General features: G+C 68.2%; 14 protein-coding genes. 10 read left to right on the forward strand and 4 right to left on the reverse strand.

The features are described from left to right. The first annotated feature begins 52 nt into the window (after nt 1–52). From IT182_04540 to IT182_04550, 3 genes are all read left to right on the forward strand, one after another. Complete coding sequence (locus tag IT182_04540) at nt 53–1,585, forward strand: sodium:proton antiporter (protein ID MCC6162602.1); 1,533 nt, start codon at nt 53–55, stop codon at nt 1,583–1,585. Continuing rightward, the gene (locus IT182_04545) at nt 1,582–2,265 is read left to right on the forward strand and encodes a TrkA family potassium uptake protein (GenBank protein MCC6162603.1); all 684 of its coding nucleotides are present in this window, start codon (nt 1,582–1,584) and stop codon (nt 2,263–2,265) included. Before IT182_04540 ends, IT182_04545 begins: the two co-directional genes overlap by 4 nt. Before the next feature lie 300 nt (nt 2,266–2,565). After that, nucleotides 2,566–4,002: a beta-ketoacyl synthase gene (locus IT182_04550; GenBank protein MCC6162604.1), complete on the forward strand. Its 1,437-nt coding sequence runs from the start codon at nt 2,566–2,568 to the stop codon at nt 4,000–4,002. Nucleotides 4,003–4,219: 217 nt separating this feature from the next. Here the strand turns inward: IT182_04550 and IT182_04555 are convergent, their stop codons facing one another. After that, on the reverse strand, nt 4,220–4,750 hold the full coding sequence (locus IT182_04555) for a hypothetical protein (protein MCC6162605.1): 531 nt from the start codon (nt 4,748–4,750) through the stop codon (nt 4,220–4,222). Continuing rightward, nucleotides 4,747–4,974, reverse strand: coding sequence for a hypothetical protein (locus tag IT182_04560; protein ID MCC6162606.1), 228 nt, complete (start codon nt 4,972–4,974; stop codon nt 4,747–4,749). The genes IT182_04555 and IT182_04560 overlap by 4 nt, the downstream gene beginning before the upstream one ends. Nucleotides 4,975–5,131: 157 nt before the next feature. Between IT182_04560 and IT182_04565 the strand changes: the two genes are divergently transcribed. From IT182_04565 to IT182_04580, 4 genes are all read left to right on the forward strand, one after another. After that, nucleotides 5,132–5,464 carry a PadR family transcriptional regulator gene (locus tag IT182_04565; protein ID MCC6162607.1) on the forward strand — a complete coding sequence of 111 codons (333 nt, stop codon included), beginning with the start codon at nt 5,132–5,134 and terminating at the stop codon, nt 5,462–5,464. Beyond that, nucleotides 5,461–8,007 (forward strand): ABC transporter permease, encoded by a 2,547-nt coding sequence (locus IT182_04570; GenBank protein MCC6162608.1) that lies wholly within the window; start codon nt 5,461–5,463, stop codon nt 8,005–8,007. Before IT182_04565 ends, IT182_04570 begins: the two co-directional genes overlap by 4 nt. 107 nt (nt 8,008–8,114) lie before the next feature. Then, entirely contained in the window at nt 8,115–9,878 is a 1,764-nt protein-coding gene (locus IT182_04575; protein ID MCC6162609.1) for a hypothetical protein, read from the forward strand. A gap of 221 nt (nt 9,879–10,099) precedes the next feature. After that, nucleotides 10,100–11,044 (forward strand): alpha/beta fold hydrolase, encoded by a 945-nt coding sequence (locus IT182_04580; GenBank protein MCC6162610.1) that lies wholly within the window; start codon nt 10,100–10,102, stop codon nt 11,042–11,044. Nucleotides 11,045–11,059: 15 nt separating this feature from the next. On the opposite strand, the gene IT182_04585 is transcribed toward IT182_04580, so the two are convergent. After that, nucleotides 11,060–12,121: an acetylxylan esterase gene (locus IT182_04585; protein MCC6162611.1), complete on the reverse strand. Its 1,062-nt coding sequence runs from the start codon at nt 12,119–12,121 to the stop codon at nt 11,060–11,062. 285 nt (nt 12,122–12,406) lie between these two features. Continuing rightward, nucleotides 12,407–14,059 carry a serine hydrolase gene (locus tag IT182_04590; GenBank protein MCC6162612.1) on the reverse strand — a complete coding sequence of 551 codons (1,653 nt, stop codon included), beginning with the start codon at nt 14,057–14,059 and terminating at the stop codon, nt 12,407–12,409. A gap of 88 nt (nt 14,060–14,147) precedes the next feature. Here IT182_04590 and IT182_04595 point away from each other — a divergent pair, with 88 nt between their 5' ends. From IT182_04595 to IT182_04605, 3 genes are all read left to right on the forward strand, one after another. Then, nucleotides 14,148–17,150 carry a protein kinase gene (locus IT182_04595; protein ID MCC6162613.1) on the forward strand — a complete coding sequence of 1,001 codons (3,003 nt, stop codon included), beginning with the start codon at nt 14,148–14,150 and terminating at the stop codon, nt 17,148–17,150. Between the two features lie 106 nt (nt 17,151–17,256). Next, the gene (locus tag IT182_04600) at nt 17,257–19,224 is read left to right on the forward strand and encodes a peptidase S41 (GenBank protein ID MCC6162614.1); all 1,968 of its coding nucleotides are present in this window, start codon (nt 17,257–17,259) and stop codon (nt 19,222–19,224) included. A 33-nt stretch (nt 19,225–19,257) separates the two neighbouring features. After that, complete coding sequence (locus tag IT182_04605; GenBank protein ID MCC6162615.1) at nt 19,258–20,262, forward strand: SMP-30/gluconolactonase/LRE family protein; 1,005 nt, start codon at nt 19,258–19,260, stop codon at nt 20,260–20,262. Nucleotides 20,263–20,298: the final 36 nt, after the last annotated feature.

The following is a 20,298-nucleotide window of genomic DNA, read 5'->3' on the forward strand; positions in this document are numbered from 1 at the left end:
CGACGCAGAGTGTGGCACGCGACATCACTTCAAGAGAGAATGTTGCGATTCCATGCGTGAGTACCTCGAGCAGTTGCTCATCGTCCTGGCCATCGGCTCGGGCATCGCCATCCTGGCCAAGCGCGTCAACGCCCCCTATAACGTTGCCCTGGTCGTCGTCGGCCTGCTGCTCGTCCTGATGGACGTGCTGCCGCGCACGACGATGGATCCCAACGTCGTGCTGCTGTTGTTCCTGCCCATCCTGGTGTTCCAGGGCGCGCTCTCGGCAGACGACGTCAGCATGAAGCGCGCGGCGCGCCCGATCCTGGCCCTGGCTGTGCCCGGGGTGGCCATCTCGCTCGTGGCCACCGCCACGGTGGCGGCGTGGGAGATCAACCTGCCCTTCGCCGTGGCGCTGCTGCTCGGCGCGGTGCTGGCCATCACCGACACGGTGAGCGTGCTGCTGGCGTTCCGGAGCGTGCGCGTGCCGCACAAACTGGCGGCGATCATGGAGGGCGAGAGCCTGTTCAACGACGGCACGGCACTGGTGCTGGTCAGCATCTGCGCCACCGTGGTCATGCAGGGCTACGCCGAGCCGTCGGCGATTGCCCGGATGCTGCTGGTGGCCATCGTCGCCGGGTTGCTGCTCGGCGCCGTCGGCGGCACGGTGGGCGCGTTCGTGCTTCGCTTCGCCCCCGACGATCTCACGGCCATCCTCGCGTCGCTCGTGGCCGTCTTCGCCACGTCGCTCCTCACCGAGCACCTGCACGGATCGGCGGTGATCGCGGTGGTGGTCGCCGGTGTGATGGTGGGCCACGAGATGCGCCAGCACCTCGAGGCGTCGCGCGTCCTGGCGTTGCAGGGTTTCTGGGAAGTCGCGGCGTTCGTCATCAACGTGTGGCTGTTCCTGCTGGTCGGCATCCAGTTGAGTGGCGAGATGCTGGTCCGCGAAGCGTGGCCGATCGTGCTGGCCGTGATCGCGCTGCACGCGGGCCGTGCGGTGGCCGTGTACATCTGCTTCGGTGCGCTGCACCTGTCCGGACAGGGCGTGCCGTGGCGATGGCAGCACGTGATGGTGTTCGGCAACGTGAAGGGGGCGCTGTCGATGGCCGCGGTCCTGTCGCTGCCCGAAGGCATCCCGTATCGAGAGCGGCTCATCGCCATCGTGTTCGGCGTGACGCTGGTGACGCTCCTGACGCAGGCGCTGCCGTTCCGGCGATTCCTCACGTGGCTCGGCGTGGCGGGGCAGGCGGACGCGCACGAGGTGGACGAGGGCCGTGCCGTGTTGATCGGCGCGCGCCGCGCGCAGATGGAACTCGATCAGTTGCTCGCGTCCGGACTGATCTCGAGGCGTGAGCATGCGGAGCAGCGCGCCGCGTTCCAGCGCGACATCATCGGTGCCGAGCGCACGTTGCGGGCCGCCGGTGCGCACTCGGCGCACGATGTCGTGGGCCCCGCGGTGCTCATCGCACAGAAGGCGGCGATCCTCGACGCGGCCAGGCGAGGACTCATCACCGATCGCACGGCGGGCGACCACGTCGCCGCGATCGACGAGAAACTGCTCGCGTCGTCGGCAGGCGAGCACGCTCCAGAGGACGTCCGATGAAGATCCTGATCGTGGGAGCCGGCCGCGCCGGCCTCGAGGTGGCCATCCAGTTGCTGCGCCTCGGCCACGCCGTCACCATCGTCGATACCGACCCCGTCGTCGTACGGCGCGCCACCGAGCAGTACGGGCTCGTGGCACTCGCCGGCGACGCCACCACCGCGGAGGTCCTGGACGATGCCGCGATCGGTGGGATGGACATCGTGGTCGCCATGCTGCGCCGTGATGCAGACAATCTCGCCGTGTCGTTGCTGGCGCGTGCCGCGGGCGTCGAGCGCGTGATGGTGCGGAGGCGCGACAACGCGTACCGATCCGTGTACGCCAAGGCAGGGATCGATCGCGTGCTGTCGGAAACCGACCTCATCACCGGCGCGATCGCGACGGCCGTCGAGCACGACTCCATCCGCCACGCGATGCTGATTGGCGACGGTTCGGCCATCGCCTTCGAACTGACGATTCCCGCCGGCAGCGTGGCAGCCGGTCGCACCGTGATGGAACTGGCGGCGCGACCCGATTTCCCGCGGTCCGGCGTGTTCGCGGCGCTCCATCGTGCCGGCGGCGGCGTCGAGGCCCCGCGCGGCTCGTCGGTGATCGATGCCGGGACCACCGTCGTCCTCGTCGCCAGTCGCGACGAGGTGAGCCAGGCCATCACCGCCCTGGCCGCACCATCCGCCACGGCGTAGGGGCCTGGCTCGGAGAATCGGCCCTACCCGCTGCGGCAAGTAGGGAGGGTCGACCTTCCACCCGGCGGTGAGATCAGGGCGACCTGAGTGGAGTCGAAGGTCGGGTCCGACCGTAGGGCGGTGCCGAATGCCGTGAATGGCGGAGCCGGTTCGACAAGCGCGCCCCTCCAGCATGGGGCGAACGGGTTTCAACCCGTTCGTCCGCGCCGCTGCCAGGATGACGGGGTGCGACAGGGCCAGACCATGCCCGTGAGCGACGAGCCGCTCCAGCGCAAGCCCGCGCGGCAGTACACTCGGCGCATGTCCGATTCACGACCACGCGTCGGCATCTTCGGCTGGGGCATCGTTGCGCCGACATCGCCAGACATCGATACGTTCGCGCGCAACCTCGATGCCACGGAGAGCTGGCTGGCGCCGTTCAACGGCTTCGGTCCTGACAACTTCCTCGTCGGGACGCCGCCGTTCGACTTCGGTGTGTACGAGGGGTGGGTCAGCGAGCGATTCGCGCCGAGGCACTACCGGAGGCTGGTCGAGAAGATGGACTATCCGGCGCTCTATGCCGTGGGCGCGTTCATCCAGGCACTCGGCCAGAACGCGGGCATCGAGCAGGTACTCCAGTCGCTCGGGACTGCCGCACACGTCTACGTCGGCAGCGGGCTCGGCAACCTGCACACCATCTATCGCGAGAGCGTGGCGCTGCACGAACGGCAGGCGCGATGGGACGCCTTCTGGGCCGGGCGCGATGCCGACCTGCGAACCTATCTCGACGAACTCGCGGCCATCGACAGCGCCGCCATGGACGGCAGCGTCGAGACCGGCAAGCTCCACGTGATTCGCGAGAAGGAGAAGAACCGCACGCGCCTGCAGGAACGGTGGAACGCACCTGATCCGCCCTGGGCCGTCTCGCCTGACCTGCTCTGGAACCTCCAGAACACGCCGGCGGCGCAGATTTCGATCCTCGGTCGCATCACCGGGGAGGCGTTCGCGCCTGCCGCTGCCTGTTCCACGTTCGGCGTCGCGCTGCACATGGCGATGCACGCCATCCGCGAGGGGCGCGCGAAAGCCGTCGTCGTAGGCGCCACCGATCCACCGCCGCATCCACTCACCGTCGGCGCGTTCTACAACGCGCGTGTGCTCTCTGCCAACCGCGGCGTGTCGCTGCCGTTGACGCGCCTGCAAGGCACGCACGTCTCCGGAGGCGCGGCCGTGTGGATCGTCGGCGACCTCGACTACATGGAGGCGCGGGGATTCACGCCGCTTGGCATGGAACCCGTCGGTGTCGGCGTGACGTCGGACGCGCATCACATCATCACGCCGTCGCCGGAGGGGCCGTCCGCCGCGATCGCGCAGGCACTCACCGATGCCGGCGCACAGGCGGGCGACATCGCCACGTGGGACCTGCACGCAACGGCGACGCCAGGCGATTACTCGGAAGTGACGACGCTGCGAGGGATCCTGTCCGACGAGGTGCTCGTGACGGCGCGCAAGGGCACGTTCGGCCACGGCATGAGCGCCGGCGGCGGGTGGGAGTTGACGGCGCAGTACCTCGGCTACGCGCGAGGGCGGCTCTTCCCGACGCCCCTCGTGCGCGACGCGCTCAACGAATCGATCGCGCGCACGCACACACGCTTCGTGTTCGACCACGCCGTGGATGTGCCATCTGGCCTCGGCGGCAAGCTGTCGATGGGCATCGGCGGTATCAACGCCTGCATCGTCTCGCGCGCCTTCGAGGGCTGACGCGCAGTGGGCAGCCAGCAGCATCGATCCGATCCCCGGATCCTCGATCGGCGGACCCTGGCCGATGACCACGGATGTCTGGCACGGCTCCTTGCCAGGGGATGTCGGTTCTCGATGTCGGGTACGGCCACGGGCGCCACTGACACCTGAGGCGGCTGGAGAATCGTTGCCGGACCTGACGTGTGGCGTGAGCAACTGCCCGGCGCACAGGGCCTTGCTAGAGGCGATCGAGGACGGTCCGCCAGGCACGGCGCAGTTCGCGCGGTACTGAAGCGAGGTCCGTCTCCACGTCCGCGATGAGGCGGTCGGCTTCGGGCAGGTGCAGGAGTTCCGCGACGTCCCAGAGGTCCTGCGACCCACCAGCGTAAAGCTTCAGCAGGATGAGGTCCCGCGCGGCGACGACAGGTGGGAGGTCGGAATGTCGATCGGCGCGATCGAGTGCACGTGTCTGCCACGCGTGCCGTCCGACGACGATGTCGACCGTCCGTTCTCGGGGGGCTCGTAGTCGCACGACCCCGGCGAGCGGATCCTCGTGATCGCCGCGCCTGACATCGATCTCGAGTTCCGAGTGGTCAGCGCGCAGAGCCTCCCACCATGCCGCGTCGAGTACGCGGCGGTCGACAACGAGGACATCGACATCGTGAGTGGAGCGGGCTACGCCTCGGACGGCCAGTGCCGCGGCACCGATGACGGCGTACCGCACGTCTTGCCCGGCAAGGTACGCACCCACGCGATCGAGCAGCGTCATGGCGCCTGAACCGACACCGTGGTGGCGCATGAGGGCCTGCGGCCCCTGGTCCGCCGCGCCTGCAGCGTGCATCGCGCGTCTGCCGGCGAGATGCCGTTGAAGCGCGCGAAGAGGTCGACGTCGGCGTCGCCGAGCGCCAGCGCCAGTGCGATGCGATCGCGCGCGGACAGGGCACACACCTCGCGGTGCGTCATGTGCCGCAGGTCGTCAGCGACGGAAGCCACGTCGCCAGTATAGTGCCGCGCATTCCGGCCCGCTCGTCCTCGTGCGCGACGTCGGCGCCGGGCGGCTGGCGCAAGAATCGGCCCGTCGCTCCGTCACATTCTCCTTGACAGGTTAGGAGAGCGCGGCGTTAACCTAATTGAGTTAGGAGAACGACCGATGGCCACTCCGATTCTTCCCGGCACGCTCGACCTGCTGATCCTCAAGGCGGTCTCGCTCGGCCCGCAGCACGGGTACGGCGTCCTGCTGCGCATCCAGCAGATCTCCGGAGGCCACCTCCAGATCGAACAGGGGGCGTTGTATCCGGCCCTGTACCGGCTCGAGACCAGAGGATGGCTCGACGCGGAATGGGGTGTGTCCGACAACAATCGGCAGGCCAAGTTCTACACGCTGACGCGCGCCGGCCGGCGGCGCCTCTCGGAGGAACTGGACGGCTGGCAGGCCTTCGCCACCGGCATGGAGTTGGCATTGGCGGCACGGAGCGCGGAATGATCGGCTGGCTGCGGCGGCAGTTCCGCCGGCGCCATCTCGACGCGTCGATGCGTGCCGAGATGGCATTCCACATCGAGGCACGCGCGGCCGATCTGGCCGCGCACGACGGCGTCTCGCTCGACGAGGCGCGCCGCCGGGCACGCCTCGAGTTCGGCAGCGTGACGGCCCATCAGGACGATGCGCGACAGGCGCTCGGGTTCCGACTGCTCGACGAGGTGAGCGCCGACGTCAGGTTCGCGACGCGAAGCCTCCGCAAGAGTCCCATCTTCACCGTATCGGCGTTGGCCATCCTGGCTGTGGCGATCGGTGTCAACGCTGCGTTCTTCACCCTGTACAACCACTACGTACTCCGGCCGCTGCCGATTCGCGGCGCCGAGAGGCACGTGGATCTCGTGCCGCGCGACGCGCAGGAGCGCCGCGTGGCCGCGTGGACGACAGACGAAGTGGACGTGCTGCGCGCTGCCGCACCGGAAGAACTCGAAGGTATCTACACCGCCACCGGGATGCTCCAGGTGCTGCTTCTCGAACCGGAGCAGCGGCAGAGCATGGTCATGGCGGTGTCGGAGACGTTCTTCCCGCTGCTCGGCGGCGCCGCCGTCCAGGGCCGCGTGTTCACGTCCGGCGATCGATACCAGGCCGTCGTCGTGCTGAGTGACGCCGGCCGTCGCCGATTGTTTCCAGACGATCCGACGCCTCTCGGAAGACACGTACGCGTCAGGTCGACGTGGTTCACCGTCGTCGGAGTCCTGCCGGCATCCTTCTCCGGCGTCGGAATCGCGGTGCCCGACTTCTGGGTCCATGCGAGCATGCGGCAGGCGCTGCGTGAGGACCTCGGCGAGCGGCACGGTATGTCGGCGCTGCTGCGGCCAGGCGTCTCGCCCGAGCGAGCCGAAGCCGCGCTCTCGTCGGTCGCCCGGCGTTTCGAGCGTGATGGGCGCGATGCGATCGCGCGAGTCGTCGTCGAGCATCACACGACTTATCTATCTGACGCCGCCGCCGAGGTGCCGCTGCTGGCGCCGATGTTGTTCGCGACGTTCCTGCTGGTGCTGCTGATTGCCAGCGCGAACCTGGCCAACCTGTTTCTCGCGCGAGTGGCTGCGCGCCGGCCCGAGATTGCGACCCGCTTCTCGGTTGGTGCCAGTCGCGCGCGTATCGTTCGCCAGCTCCTGACCGAGGCCACGCTGCTGGGGCTGGCGGGCGCGGCCATCGGTCTGTCGATGGCCGTGACAGGCGTCTCGCAATTGCAGGCGTGGCTGTTCTCCATCGCCACCGATGCCGGCGCGACGATCCTGCCACTCTCAGTCGACTGGCGGTTACTTGCGTATGCGGCGCTACTCGGCATGACGGCTGGTGGCGTGTTCGGCATGCTGCCCGCGCTCGACGCCGTCGATCTCGTCAGCAGGCGTCGCGGCCGATTGCGGTCCACGCTGCTGGCAGGGCAGGTGGGCGCGAGCCTCGTGCTGTTGATCCTGGCGGGGCTCCTGGTGCGCAACGTCCAGGAACTGGCGTCGACGCCGTCGGGGTTCGACGTCGACCGCACGTTCGGCGTGAACATGGACCCACCGACAGCCGTCGTCATGGACCATCTCCGGGCGCAGGCCGGCGTCGACGGTGTGACTGTCGTCTCCCGTGGTCCGTTGATGGGGCAGTTGCCGCGCACGAACGCACGTATCGGCGACGCCATCGTCCGCGCGTCGTGGATGCGCGTGGACGAACACTACTTCGCGACGACGGGCGTGGCGGTGACCAGCGGGCGCACGTTCACGCCGACAGAGGCTGCGGCACGCACTCCTGTGGCGATCGTCAGTGCGCGCACCGCGCGATCGCTCTGGCCGGGTGGAACGGCCGTTGGTCAGACGCTGACTGTCACGGCGGATGAAGACGGAGAGCCAGCCTGGCACGGCACGTACGAAGTGATTGGCGTTGCTGCCGACGTCATCAATGGCTTCATCTTCCAGGGCCCCGAATCGATCATGTTCTACCTGCCCGGCGCGGTTGGACAGGAGGACATGGGTTGGGCGCTGGCGCGTCTGAGTGACGTGCAGGCCGCGTCGGTCGAGGCGGTCCGACGCGCGTGCGGCGAGGTCCCGGGCTCCACAGGGTGCACGGTGCGCAGCCTCGCCGGTGCCGCAGCCGTGCAGCAGTTCCCGTTCCGGGCCGCTGCCGCCATTGCAGGCGGCCTCGGGATGGTGGCGTTGCTGCTGACGGCACTCGGACTCTATTCGGTCGTCAGCTACTCGGTCGAACGTCGTCGTCGCGAGATCGGGGTGCTCGTTGCGATCGGTGCGCGGCCGCGACACGTGCTCGGTCGCATCCTGAACGAACCGGCCCGATGTCTTGCCTGGGGGCTCGGCGTGGGACTGCCGTGCTGCATCGGACTCTCGTACCTGGCGGCCGCGTCTCCCCTGCGGATCAGGACCTTCGACGTCACGGCGTACGTTGGCGTGCCGCTGTTGCTGGCCGGCGTCGCGGCGCTCGCCTGCCTGCTACCTGTCAGACGAGCGTTACGCGTGTCGCCCGGCGTCGCGCTCAGGCAGGACTGACTCCGCGTCCCGCGCGTCGTCGCCAGGGGTTGATACCCCTGGCCTCCATTTCCACGTGACACGGCATCGCCCCGGCACTACCGGGAAGACGCGCGTATAGTGCGCGCATGACACACCGGCACGAGGGCTCGATGCCAACGATCGACAGGGCGACCGCGGGCGGCCACCGCAGACGCTGGTACGGGCCGGCTGTGGGAGCACTTCTGCTGGCCGTCACGACTGTCGCTGTCCTGTCTGCATCGGAGCAGGCGAGCGACACCCGCGAGACGCGGGCGGCGCAACATGGACGTCAGGCCACGCGAGCGCTGGTCGAGAGCCGTCGCATCATGCACGGCTGGCTCGCGCGCCGAGATGCCGTGACGGGCCTGTTGCCGCGCATGGGGCACTTCAACGGCAACGCGCCGGACCCGAACTGGGCGGTGGCCGACTCGGCGGCCGACCTCTATCCGTTCATGGTCATGGCGGCGCGCTTCACGGACCCCGGCGTGTACCACGGGGCCATGCTCGACATCCTGCGTCAGGAGATGCTGCTGACGACGCGTGTGGGTCGGTTGTCCGACGACCTTCAGCCGGGCGGCCGCGGCTTCGTGCGTGCGACGCCGGACCTCGATCGCATCATCTTCGGCTCCAGCGAGTACATGAAGGACGGCCTGATCCCGCTCACAGAGATCTTCGGCGACACGCCCTGGTACCACCGAATGACCGGTCTGGCTACGGACATCATCCGTCACGCACCGTACGAGACAGCACGCGGCCGACTCCCCGCGCAGACCACCGAGGTCAACGGCAACATGCTGCAGGTGCTCACGCGCCTGTATTTCAGGACGGGTGAGCGGGCGTATCTGGATCAGGTCCTCGCCATCGCGGACTTCTACTTCCTCGACATGCTGCCGACGACGAACCATCTGCCCGCCGACCGCTGGGACGTGGCGACGAAGACTCCGTTGACCACGCGCTTCGTCCTGTCGGATCACGGCAACGAGATCGTCGGTGGACTGTCGGAAGCGTTCGTCCTCGCGACGCATGTGCGGCCCGACAAGGCGGACCAGTATCGCCCCGCATTCATGCGCATGATCGACAAGCTCCTCGAAGTGGGACGCACGCCAGACGGCGTCTGGCATCACGACATCGACATCGTCACCGGCAAGCCCCTGGCGAATCGTCCGGCGCACTGCTGGGGATACATGTTCAACGGCGTCTACACGGCGTACCTGACGACGGGGGAGACGCGTTATCGCGATGCAGTGGTGCGAGCGATGGAGACCGTGTCGCGCACGCCGGCGTATCTGTTCAGCGACACGCCGCCCGTCGCCTGGTGGCGCGCCAACTCGTATTCCGATGCCATCGAATCGGCACTGGTGCTCCTCAATCGAGAGCCGAACGCCGCACTGCCACAGCGCATCGACGATGCTGTCGATCGCATGCTCGACGTCGTGGAGCCGAGCGGCATCGTCGAGGACTGGTATGGCGATGGCAACACGATCCGCACGGCGTTGATGTACGTCATGTGGAAGACGCAGGGCGCGCACCTCGAGCCGTGGTCGCCGCGCGTGCATCTCGGCGCCGTACGTGACGGCAACACCGTTGCGATGCTTGTCCGCGCCGAAACCGACTGGACGGGTACGCTGCGGCTCGATCATCCACGGCATCGGGATCACCTGCACCTTCCGATCAACTATCCGCGGCTCAACGAGTGGCCGGAGTGGTTCACCGTCGGGCACGACAAGCGCTATCGCGTCCGGGTGGGGACGGGCAGTGCGCAGGCGCGACTCGGTGCGGAACTCGTCCAGGGACTGCCCATGTCGCTGCGCGCCGGCGAGTCAGTGATGATCGAAGTGGCCGACGATGGTGACCCGCCATACGGTCGATAGTCACAAGGGCCGACACCCGCATGGTCACGCCAGCCGCGGTGCACGAGCCAGACGCGCGGCATCAGGCGTCGTGAGAGGATCGCAGTTCCTTCCGCGTTGTCGGGGGCCACGAATCGGACGGGGGCAGTCCCACGCAGGCCCCGGCCAGATCGGGGACATGCAGGCGCATCTCGAGAAGCCTCAGGCAGCGCGGGACCGAGGCCGTCGCAGAGTAGATGTCGATGTCGATCGTGAAATGGCTCTCGTTCGCGTCGCTGGTATTCGTCGTGGCCGGCGTGGTCGTGGTCGCGATCGACATTCGGCGCGCGTATGCGCGCGTCGCTGACGCGAGTGTGCTCATCGCCTCGCCGCATGGCGACATCGAGTTCAAGCAGGCGGGCAGCGGCGTGCCGGTCCTTGTGGTACACGGCAGCGGTGGCGGTTTCGATCAGGGGGAATTGATCGCCGAAGCGGTGCTCGGCGACGGGTTCCACTGGATTGCACCGTCGCGGTTCGGCTACCTGCGCTCTACGGTTCCGGTGGGCGCGACATTCGACGATCAGGCGCGGGCCTACGCTCGCCTGCTCGACACGCTCGGCATCGACACGGTTGCTGTGCTCGCGCTTTCCCACGGGGGGCCCTCCGCGCTGCTCTTCGCCGTGCTCTATCCAGAACGCGTGTCATCGTTGAGCCTGCTCTCGTGCGGTGTCGCCTCATCGTCTGATGGCGATCAGGCGGAGGCCAGCCGGAAGGGCGACACGCTGACAAGGATTTTCAAATACGACGTGCTCTACTGGAGCGTCAGTACGCTGTGGCGGAAGCAGTTGATGGCACTGATGGGTGCCGACGACGCGGTCATCGCAGGGCTCACCGGCGGTCAGCGCGCGTTGGTGGACCGGGTGATCGACGACATGAACCCCGTTGCCACGCGCTACGCCGGCGTGATGTTCGACAACACGGCGGCGATGCCGAACGAACGGATCGCCGCGGTTCGTGCACCCACGCTGGTCATCCACGCGAAGGACGACTCGCTGCAGCTGTATCGCAACGCGGAAGTGGCTGCGGCCACCATCCCCGGTGCGCGTCTGCTGGCCTTCGACAAGGGCGGGCACCTCCTGATTGCCGTCGAGCAGTCTGCCATCCGGGCAGAGGTCCAGGCATTCATCCGCGCGAACGTCAGCAAGTAGCACGCCGAGCGTGGCTCACGGGCGCGGCCTGGCGAGGTAGTGGATGAAGAACGCCACGAGTTGCGCGTTGGACTGCGCGTCGGGTGAGTGCTCCGCGCGGTTCGACATGCCGACGCGACGCTCGTAGCCGAGCAGCCGGTTCACCGCGATCGCGTGATTGAGCGCCTTCCATCGCTCGGGCGGATCTTCCGCGCCGCCGCTGACAAAGAATGGCCGTGGCGCGATGAGCGCGTGGAGTTCGTGGAGGTCGCGACCCGTCTCCATCATCCGCGCGTACGGGCCGGTGCGCGGGTTCTCTGCCGACGGCACGCCCGGTGTCGGACGAGGACGCGCGGCATCGAGGCCGAGATACCACGGCTCCCAGTAGTTCACGTTGGACCGCGTCTCGTCGAAGACGATGCCGGGATCGCTCGTGGCGACGGCGGCATACCGATCCCACAGCGCGCCGCCGAACAGCGACCACTTGCCGCCGTAGCTGTGACCGACGATGCCGATGCGGGTGGCGTCGACTTCAGGGAGAGCGGCCAGGGCAGTCCAGGCGTTGGCCGCGACGTACGCGTAGTACGACAACGGCTGCACGCCATGCACCGGTCCCATGTCCGGAAGTCGTGCATCACCGCCGGGTGTGCCGATCGACAGCGTCACGAACCCGGCGCGCGTCAACTGCCGGGCGAAGTCCCGCTCCGGTCGGCCGCCGAGACCCACGCTCGTTTCGGGTTCGTAGAACGGGATGAACACCGCGGGGAACGGTCCGCGGCCGTCCGGGACGAGCAGCCAGCCGTCGGTGAGCTGGCCGGCCGCAACTTCCACGCGCACGCGCGTCTGCGTGAAGGTGTCGCGACGGTCCGACGACAGCGCCTCGAATCGAGGTGAGGCCAGCACGGCCGGCCAGGCACCCATGAGGTCGTGCCACTCACGAAGCAATTCGGCCCGCCGACGATCCCAGTCGGCGGCCGTTCGCACGAAGGTACCGTCGGAGAAGACGAGTGGCGAGCGATAGTCACCGAACCGTCCCTCGTACGCCCGCGGAACGTCGAACAGCGCGGCCAGCGCCGTCTGGTCGACCGCCGGCGGCACCTGCGCGGAGACCGTCGTCGCGGACGCACCGACGACGAGCATCGTCACGAGTACCACCGTCAGGCGCACGTCCGTGTCTCCGTTGTCACGCCACGTGTCATATCACGGACCTGACGATTCCCTGGTGCAACCGATCGTCTGGTGCCGTTGTTGCCGACAGGCCAGGGAAGACGAAGACCGCGGCGGTGAGCGTGTCCACCATCCGCCGGCCATGCGTGCTGGTTTCAGGGCCGGCATGTCGGTCTGACCGTCAGCGGCCCGTCGGAGGGCTCGCGGCCCCCGCGATCAGTCGCCGGTGCGCCGCCGGGCCCGGATCGATCGACCATCCGCGGTGCTCAGCACCAGCACCCCTGGGGGATCGATGCGGTAGCGGTCGATGGCTGGCAGGAGCGCCAGCAGCGCGCGCTCCTGTCTCATCAGCGCGTCAGGACACGCCACCATGGTCGTGCCGCCGGGATGGAGGCGCAGCGTCTGGCCCTCAGCCTCGTAGCGGCCCACCAGGCGATTGCACGTCGCGCTGCCAGCCAGTCGCCCGTCAGGCAGGAACCGCAGCGTGGCCCGGCGGTCGGCGACGGCGGCCACGCCGGCGATGTCGTCGATCGCCCATTCCCGGCCCAGCAGCGGTGTCGGGTCGTTCGCCATCAGGTGCTCGGCCACGGCCCGGAAGGCCGGCAGCGAGGTGGGATCGCTGGCCGCGTTGGCTGCCACCGGATGGGAGGCGAAGCGCACGATCACCATGTCGGCCGTCGGGTCGATCCAGATGGTCTGGCCGTGCACGCCGCGCGCCGCGTAGGCGCCGTGGTCGTCGTGGCTCACCCACCACATGCCGCCGTAGCTCCAGCCGGCCAGGTGCGCGTAGCCGGCCTTGGCGAAGGTGTCCTGGCGGCCCCCTCGCCTGATGCGGTCGATGGCGGCCGACGGGACGACCTGCGCACCGTCCCACCGTCCCTCGTCGAGCATGAGCTGGCCAAGCCTGGCCAGGTCCCGCAAGGTGGCATTGAACCCGCCGCCCGCAAACGGCGTCCCGATCGAGTCGACCGTGTAGAACGCCTCGCGCTCCATGCCGAGCCGGGTCCAGATGCGCGCCGACAGCAGATCGGCCACCGACGCACCGGTCGTGCGGGCGACGAGCCAGCCGAGCGCGTCGGCGTTGACCGTCTTGTAGCCGAAGGCCTCGCCGTGCGTGCCCTTCTTCCGGACGGTCGGCAGGAACGCGAAGTAGCTGCGCGGGCCGGTGTAGCCTTCGGGCTTGGGCAGCGGGCTGCCGGCCGCGGCGAAGGCCCAGACCTCGGCGTCGGGGTCGGCATAGTCCTCGGAGTAGTCGAGCGCGGTCGTCATGTCCATGACCTGCCGCACGGTGGCGTCGCCGAAGGCGCTGTCCTTCAACTCGGGAATCAGTGTGGCGACCGGCGCCGACTCGTCCAGGACGCCTTCGGCCACCAGCATTTCGCCCAGCAACCCGGTCAGGGACTTGGTGACCGACATCGCCCCGTGCAACGAGGTGGGCGTCAGGCAGCCGTCGTAGCGCTCGTAGACGACCCGGCCGTGGTGCAGCACGATGACGCCGTCGGTGTAGTTGGCGGCGAACGCCGCGTCCCAGGTCATCGGGTCCTGCGAGCCGAGCGGCGTGAACCTGACCGCGTCGATGGACCCGTCGAGGGCCACCGGCAGGGGGCGCACGGCCTCGGGGCCGCGGTTCACCCCGACGCTGGGCATCAGCTCACGGAAGTGACAGACGGTCCAGCGCAGCTTCGGAAACGAGAAGTAGTCGGGATCCGTGAAGCGGATCACCTTGTCCTCGCTCGGCGGGAACCCCTGCATCCAGCCCATCCGCCTCGGGTCAGACGTGGGGGCCGACATCGGCGTCTCGGGTTGCGCCATCGCGGCGGCTCCGAGACTCAGGGTCATCAGCACAGCGCATCCTTGCAGCATTCTCATGGCAGACCTCAGTCCAGTTTCCTGCACGTCAGGCGCAGTGGCTCGGCGCGCGTTGTGCGGCGGCTATGGCAGGGCTTAAGATGCGCCCTTGGCACGATCGACGATCAGCCACTATCACATCGTCCGGAAGCTGGGTTCCGGCGGGATGGGTGAGGTCTTCCTCGCGGAAGACACCACGCTCGGTCGCAAGGTCGCGATCAAGATGTTGCCCGAGCAGACGTCGGGCAGCGACGTGGCCCGGCGCCGGCTGATCAACGAGGCGAAAGCCGCTGCCGCGCTCGACCACGCCAACATCTGCGCCATCCACGAGGTGGGCGAGGAAGACGACTGCGTCTTCATTGTCATGCAGTACGTCGAGGGCGAGAGCCTGACCGAGCGGATCGCGCAGCACGCCCTCACGCCAGCCGAGGTGGTGGACATCGGCATCCAGGCGGCGCTGGCGCTGGAGACGGCGCATGCCGCGGGCGTCATTCACCGCGACATCAAGCCGCAGACCATCATTCTCACACCGCGCGGCCAACTGAAAATCCTGGACTTCGGACTCGCGAAGCGGGCCCCTGTCGATTCCGCCGTGACCCTGACGAGCGAGGGACTGACGGGGGCTGGGAACCTCGCGGGCACGCCGGCCTACATGTCCCCGGAGCAGTTGCGTGGCATGGGGAGCGACGCGCGCTCCGACATCTACGCGCTCGGGGTCACGCTCTACGAATGTGCGACGGGCCGATCCGCCTTCGGCGGCGGCACGCTGGTGGAAGTGGCGATGCGCGTGATGAGCCTCACGCCACCTCCACCCTCGGCGATCGACCCGGCGATGCCTCCGGCGCTCGACGCGGTCATCGCGCGAGCGATGGCCAGGGACGCCACGGCGCGCCACGGATCGGCCCGCGCACTCTGCGACGACCTGCGCGCCCTCGCGCCCTCGCTCGATGGCTCGACGTCCCGACCAACGCCCCCGGCGCCGTTGGCGCCGCGCGCGCGCGGCAGATCCCTCCGACACGCGATGCTGGCCCTGTGCGCTCTTGCCGTGCTGGGCGGCGCTGCCTGGTTCGTGTCGGGCCTGATGTCACGCGGGCGGCACGTGCCTGCTCCGGAGGCCGTCGCGTGGTTGGACCGCGGCACGGACGCGATTCGTGAAGGCGCGTACTTTCAGGCGAGCAAGGCGCTGGATCGGGCGATCGCGATCGACGGCGACTTCCCGCTGGCACGCGCACGGCGGGCGGAAGCGTATGCGGAGATGGAACTGGCCGACAGGGCGCGCGAAGAACTGCTGCAGGCGATGACGCGCCTCCCGGATCGGTCGGCGCTGACGGCGGCCGAGTCCACCTATGTCGACGCCGTCGCGGCGACGCTCGGGCGCGACTTCAAGACGGCGGTGGAGAAGTACACGTCGATCGCGGATGCCGCCGGTGATGCGGACAAGGCCGCCGCCTACGTCGATCTCGGTCGCGCCCATGAGAAGAACGAGGATCCCGGCCGGGCCATCGACGCGTACGTGCGAGCCACGCGGCTCGATCCGCAGGCGGCTGCCGGCTTCTTGCGCGCAGGCATCCTGCACGGTCGTCGGCAGCAGTTGGCGGAGGCCGCCGAGGCCTTCTCGAAGGCGGAGGACGTCTATCGGGCGATGTCGAACCAGGAAGGCCTGGCTGAAGTGCACTATCAGCGTGGTGCGTTGTCTGCCCGGATCAGGCGACTGCCAGACGCGCAGGCGCAGTTGGAACACTCGCTCGCGCTGTCACGCGCCTCGTCGAACGACTATCAGGCGATCAGGACGTCGCTGCAGCTCAGTAACGTGTACTACGCCATCGGCGACAGCAGGCGAGCCGAGGCGATCGCTGCCGACGCAGTGAAGGCGGCGCAGACCATCAACAGCAGGACACTCGCCACCAACGGGCTGATCGATCTCGGGTACACGCTGCTGGCACGAGGCGAGTTCGCACGCACGCGCACGTATCTGGAACAGGCACTCGATCTGGCGCGATACGAACAGTCGCCTCGCCTCGAAGCGCGGGCTCATCTCGCGCTCGGCAGCCTGAGCACGCAGGAAGGCCACGTCGATGACGCGGTATACCACCTCGAGACGGCGCGGACGTTCTTCCAGCCGGCGGGATATCGCGCCGAGACGTCCAATGCCCTGATCCTGCTCGGGCGGGCCCATGCCGACAAGGGCGACTACGCGGTCGCGATGAAGGCGTTCACCGAGCAGCTCGCGCTGGCTACGCAGTCCGGCGACCCTGCGCGGCTGGCGGCGGCGCATTCCAGCATCGGCGTCCTGCTCGGCGACAACCAGGAGCAGTATGCCGAGGCGCTCCCGCATTTCACGGAGAGTCATCGCATCAACACGTTGCTCGGGGCGCGTGTCGGCATGGGATGGGACCAGGTCAATCGTGCCTCGTCGTTGTTGGCGCTGGGGCGGTATGACGAAGCGAGGGTCGCGCTCGATGACGCGCACGCCATTGCCGCCGGGCCTGACTCACGGTTCAAGTCGCAGCTTGCATGGGTGGACGTGATCCGCGCGCAGATGGCCCTCAGCCTTGGCGACCGCGCACAGGCGCGGGCACGAGCCAGGACGGCCCTCACGCTGGCGGAACCCGACTACAAGGACGCGGCGCTCCAGGCCAGGGCAACGCTCGCGCTCGCCGAGACCCGCTCCGGCGCATCGAAGCCAGCCGTCGCGCTGATGGAGGATGCGGTGAGAGAGGCGAGGGCGTTGAAGCTGCCTCGACTGCTCTCCACGACGCTGCTCGCGTCGGCGGATGTCCGACTGGCCGCCGGTGACGCCACGGGCGCGCTCGCCGACGCGCAGGCCGCGCAGCGCCTCTTCGCTGCCGGGTCGCAACTCGAGTCCGCGTGGCGCGCGTGGCTCGTGGCGGCGCGTGCCGCGCGGCTGGCGGGCGACGGCGCGCTCGCCGATGACTGCGCGACGCGTGCCGAGGCGAGTCGCGCGGCGCTCGAGACGCGCTGGGGCGACGACAACTACCGCGGGTACGCGCAGCGGCCAGACATCGACGGTCTATTGAAGCAGCTCGCGCAGGTGCGCGGGTCGACGAGGGCGGACAACGCACACAAGGAGACGGCACATGGCATCGAGTAAACAAGGGGATCCGGGGGGCGGTCAGGGCGGCGGTGGCAGGAAGGCGCCCGCGAAGAAGGTGGCGAAGAAGGCAGTGAAGAAGGCGGCGAAGAAGCGGTAGAGAGACATGCCTGACGTCGAACTCGGCAAGCGGCGCGACCTGCTGGACATCGCCCGTGCAGGGAGCGGCCGCGGGACGAGGCGCGACCTCCACACCTTCCTCGAGGCGTCCGAGCGAGATGCCGGACTCTCGAGGGAGGAGCGGCTGCGCATCGTCGAGCAGGCGCTGGTGCTGATGGAGATGAACTACGTCCATCTCCCGATGAAGCGCGCCATTCACGCCATCGATCCCATCCGGCAGCTCGAGCTGCTCCGGTTCCAGCTCGCCGAGTGGAACAACGTGCTCGAACGCACGATCGACTTCCATCGCCGCATGCTGTCTATCTTCGGATCGACGCGCGACCTGCACACGCTCTATCTGCTCCCGAAACCCTTCAGGGACTGCACCGCGTATCTGCCGTTCCTGGTCGAGCAGTGTTTCGAACGCACGCGCGAACGCTTCGTCGTGACGCGGACCATGTTGCGCGACGAGGATGCGTTGTGCCGGACCGACGATGGGCGCGAGGTCCGGTTCGAGCCGGGTGTCGACGTGCTCGCGTGGAACGGCGTCCCGATCGCACGCGCCATCCAGATCAACGGCGAGTCGCAGGCGGGGAGCAACCCCGACGCCCGGTTCGCTCGCGGACTCGACAACCTCACCATCCGTCCGCTCAACAGCTCCCTGCCGCCAGACGAGATGTGGGTGGACGTCGTGTTCCGCGCGAGGAATGGCGCGATCGCGAGCCATCGCGCGTGCTGGCTGGTACACACGACCCGTGCCGGCCGCGCGTCGTCCACGGACGCCGGCAAGAAGAGGGCTGCGGTGGACGTCAAGCGGACACGCATCATCGAAATCAAGCGCGACCTGTATCGGCACGACGATTCCGCCGCGCTCGGTTCGATGAAGGACGTCCTGTACGCGAAGAAGAAGACGGTGCTGGGCCGGACGTTCGGGTACGTCCGCATCTTCAGCTTCGACGTGCCGGATGCGTGGCGTTTCCGCCGGGCCTTCGCCAGGCTGATCACGAAGGAGGATTTTCCGCAGGACGGACTCGTACTCGACGTGCGCGGCAATCCCGGCGGCAACATCCGCGCGGCCGAGTCGCTGCTGCAACTGATGACGCCCGGGACCATCGAACCGGAAGCCTTCGAGTTCCTCAACACGCCGCTGAACTTCCAGATCTGCAAGTCCGCGCCCGATGACTGGGACCTGAAGCGATGGGTGCCGTCGATCGGCGGCGCCGTGCTGACGGGCGCCACCTATTCGGCAGGGTTCCCGCTCACGCTCGACGACATGTGCAATGGCATCGGGCAGGTCTACTACGGTCCTGTCGTGCTGATCACGGACGCCTTGTCGTACAGCGCGACGGACATCTTCGCCGCGGGCTTTCAGGACAATGGGATTGGTCCGGTGCTCGGCACGAGCGGCAACACCGGCGCGGGCGGGGCCAACTTCTGGTCGCTGGACGATCTGCTGCGAGCGCAGAAGGGCGATCCGGCGTCGCCCTTCAGGAAGCTGCCGAAGGGGGCCGAGCTGATCGTGGCGATGCGCCGAAGTGTTCGCGTCGGGAAGCGAGTGGGCTCGCCGCTGGAGGAGTTCGGCGTCGTGCCGGACGTGATGCACTTCATGACGAGGCGCGATCTCCTGAGCGACAACGTCGATCTCCTGTCGCGCGCCGCACGGCTCATCAAGCAGCGGCCGTCATATCAGCTGTCCCTGAAGCCCGATGGCGTCGGCAGGATGGTGGTCAGTGCCGCATCGAAGGTGCCGGCGTCGCAGTCGAGCCGCGCGATCGCCCGCGTGGATCTCTACGTGGACCAACGGCCCGTCCGTTCGATCGATGCCAGGGATGGAGCGGTGTCTGGCGTCGAGGTCGCACTCGGTGCGACCGGCAGGGCGCGCAGCGTCATCCACGCGCAGGCCCGTGACCGCGCCGGACGCCTCGTCGCGTCGTGCCGCACGGGCGTCGAACGTCGCCGGACCGCTGACGGCTGATGCCACTGGACTGCAATGGTGAGAGGCAAACGGATGGAGACAGATCGGCGATCGGTCCTGCGTGCGGCGGGTGGTGTGGTGGCTCTTGGCGCGGGAGTCGTGCGGAGCGCGGCGGCGGCTCAGGCGCCGGCGTCGCCCGTGTCGTTTCCCGGCATCGCCAATCCACTGGACGGCGGTGTCGAGGTCATCGCGGCGGGGTACATCTGGACGGAGGGTCCCGTATGGGTGGGCGGCGAGGAGGGGTACCTGCTCTTCTCCGACGTGCCCGGCAACGCGATCCACGCGTGGGATGGCAAGCGGACCAATGCGTTCCTGGCGCCGTCCGGGTACCGAGGCTTTCCGATCCCTGCGTCGATTCGCGAGGCAGGATCGAATGGCCTGGCGTTCGGTCGTGGTGGACTGCTGATCGCCGACAGCGGCCTGCGCGCGCTGGCGCGAGTGGATCTCGCCACGCGTCAGAAGGACGTGTTCGCAGAGTCTTACCAGGGGAAGCGCTTCAACAGTCCGAACGATCTCGTCGTCGCCCGCAACGGCGACGTGTACTTCACCGATCCGCCCTACGGTCTGACGGGCGTGCAGACGTCACCGCTTCGGGAGTTGACCTACACCGGCGTCGTCCGTGTGACGCCTGACGATCGGGTGCAGCTGATTGCCGACAATCTCTTCCCGAACGGCATCGCGTTGTCGCCTGACAACCGCGTGCTCTACGCCACGGACCGTTCGGGGTGGGTAGCCATCGATCTCGATGCGTCAGGTCTGCCGACCGGACAACGGCAGTTCGTCGCCAGTGCGCAGGTCGGCGGCACCGGCGGCGACGGCATGAAGGCCGACTCGGCCGGCAACATCTGGGCGAGCGGTCGTGGGGGCATCTACGTCTTCTCGCCGAAAGGCGAACACATCGGCTTTGCCCCTATCGCGGGACGCGTCTCGAACTGCGCGTTCGGGCCGGGCCGGACCATCTACGTCACCAACGACACGCAGGTCGTGCGCGGCCGCATTCGTACAGATTTTCCGGGAGGGATGCCGATCCAGTACTGATCGCTGCGCCCGAGAGCACTACGCGGGCCATCGAAT

The organism is Acidobacteriota bacterium, assembly GCA_020845575.1.
GTDB lineage: Bacteria > Acidobacteriota > Vicinamibacteria > Vicinamibacterales > Vicinamibacteraceae > Luteitalea.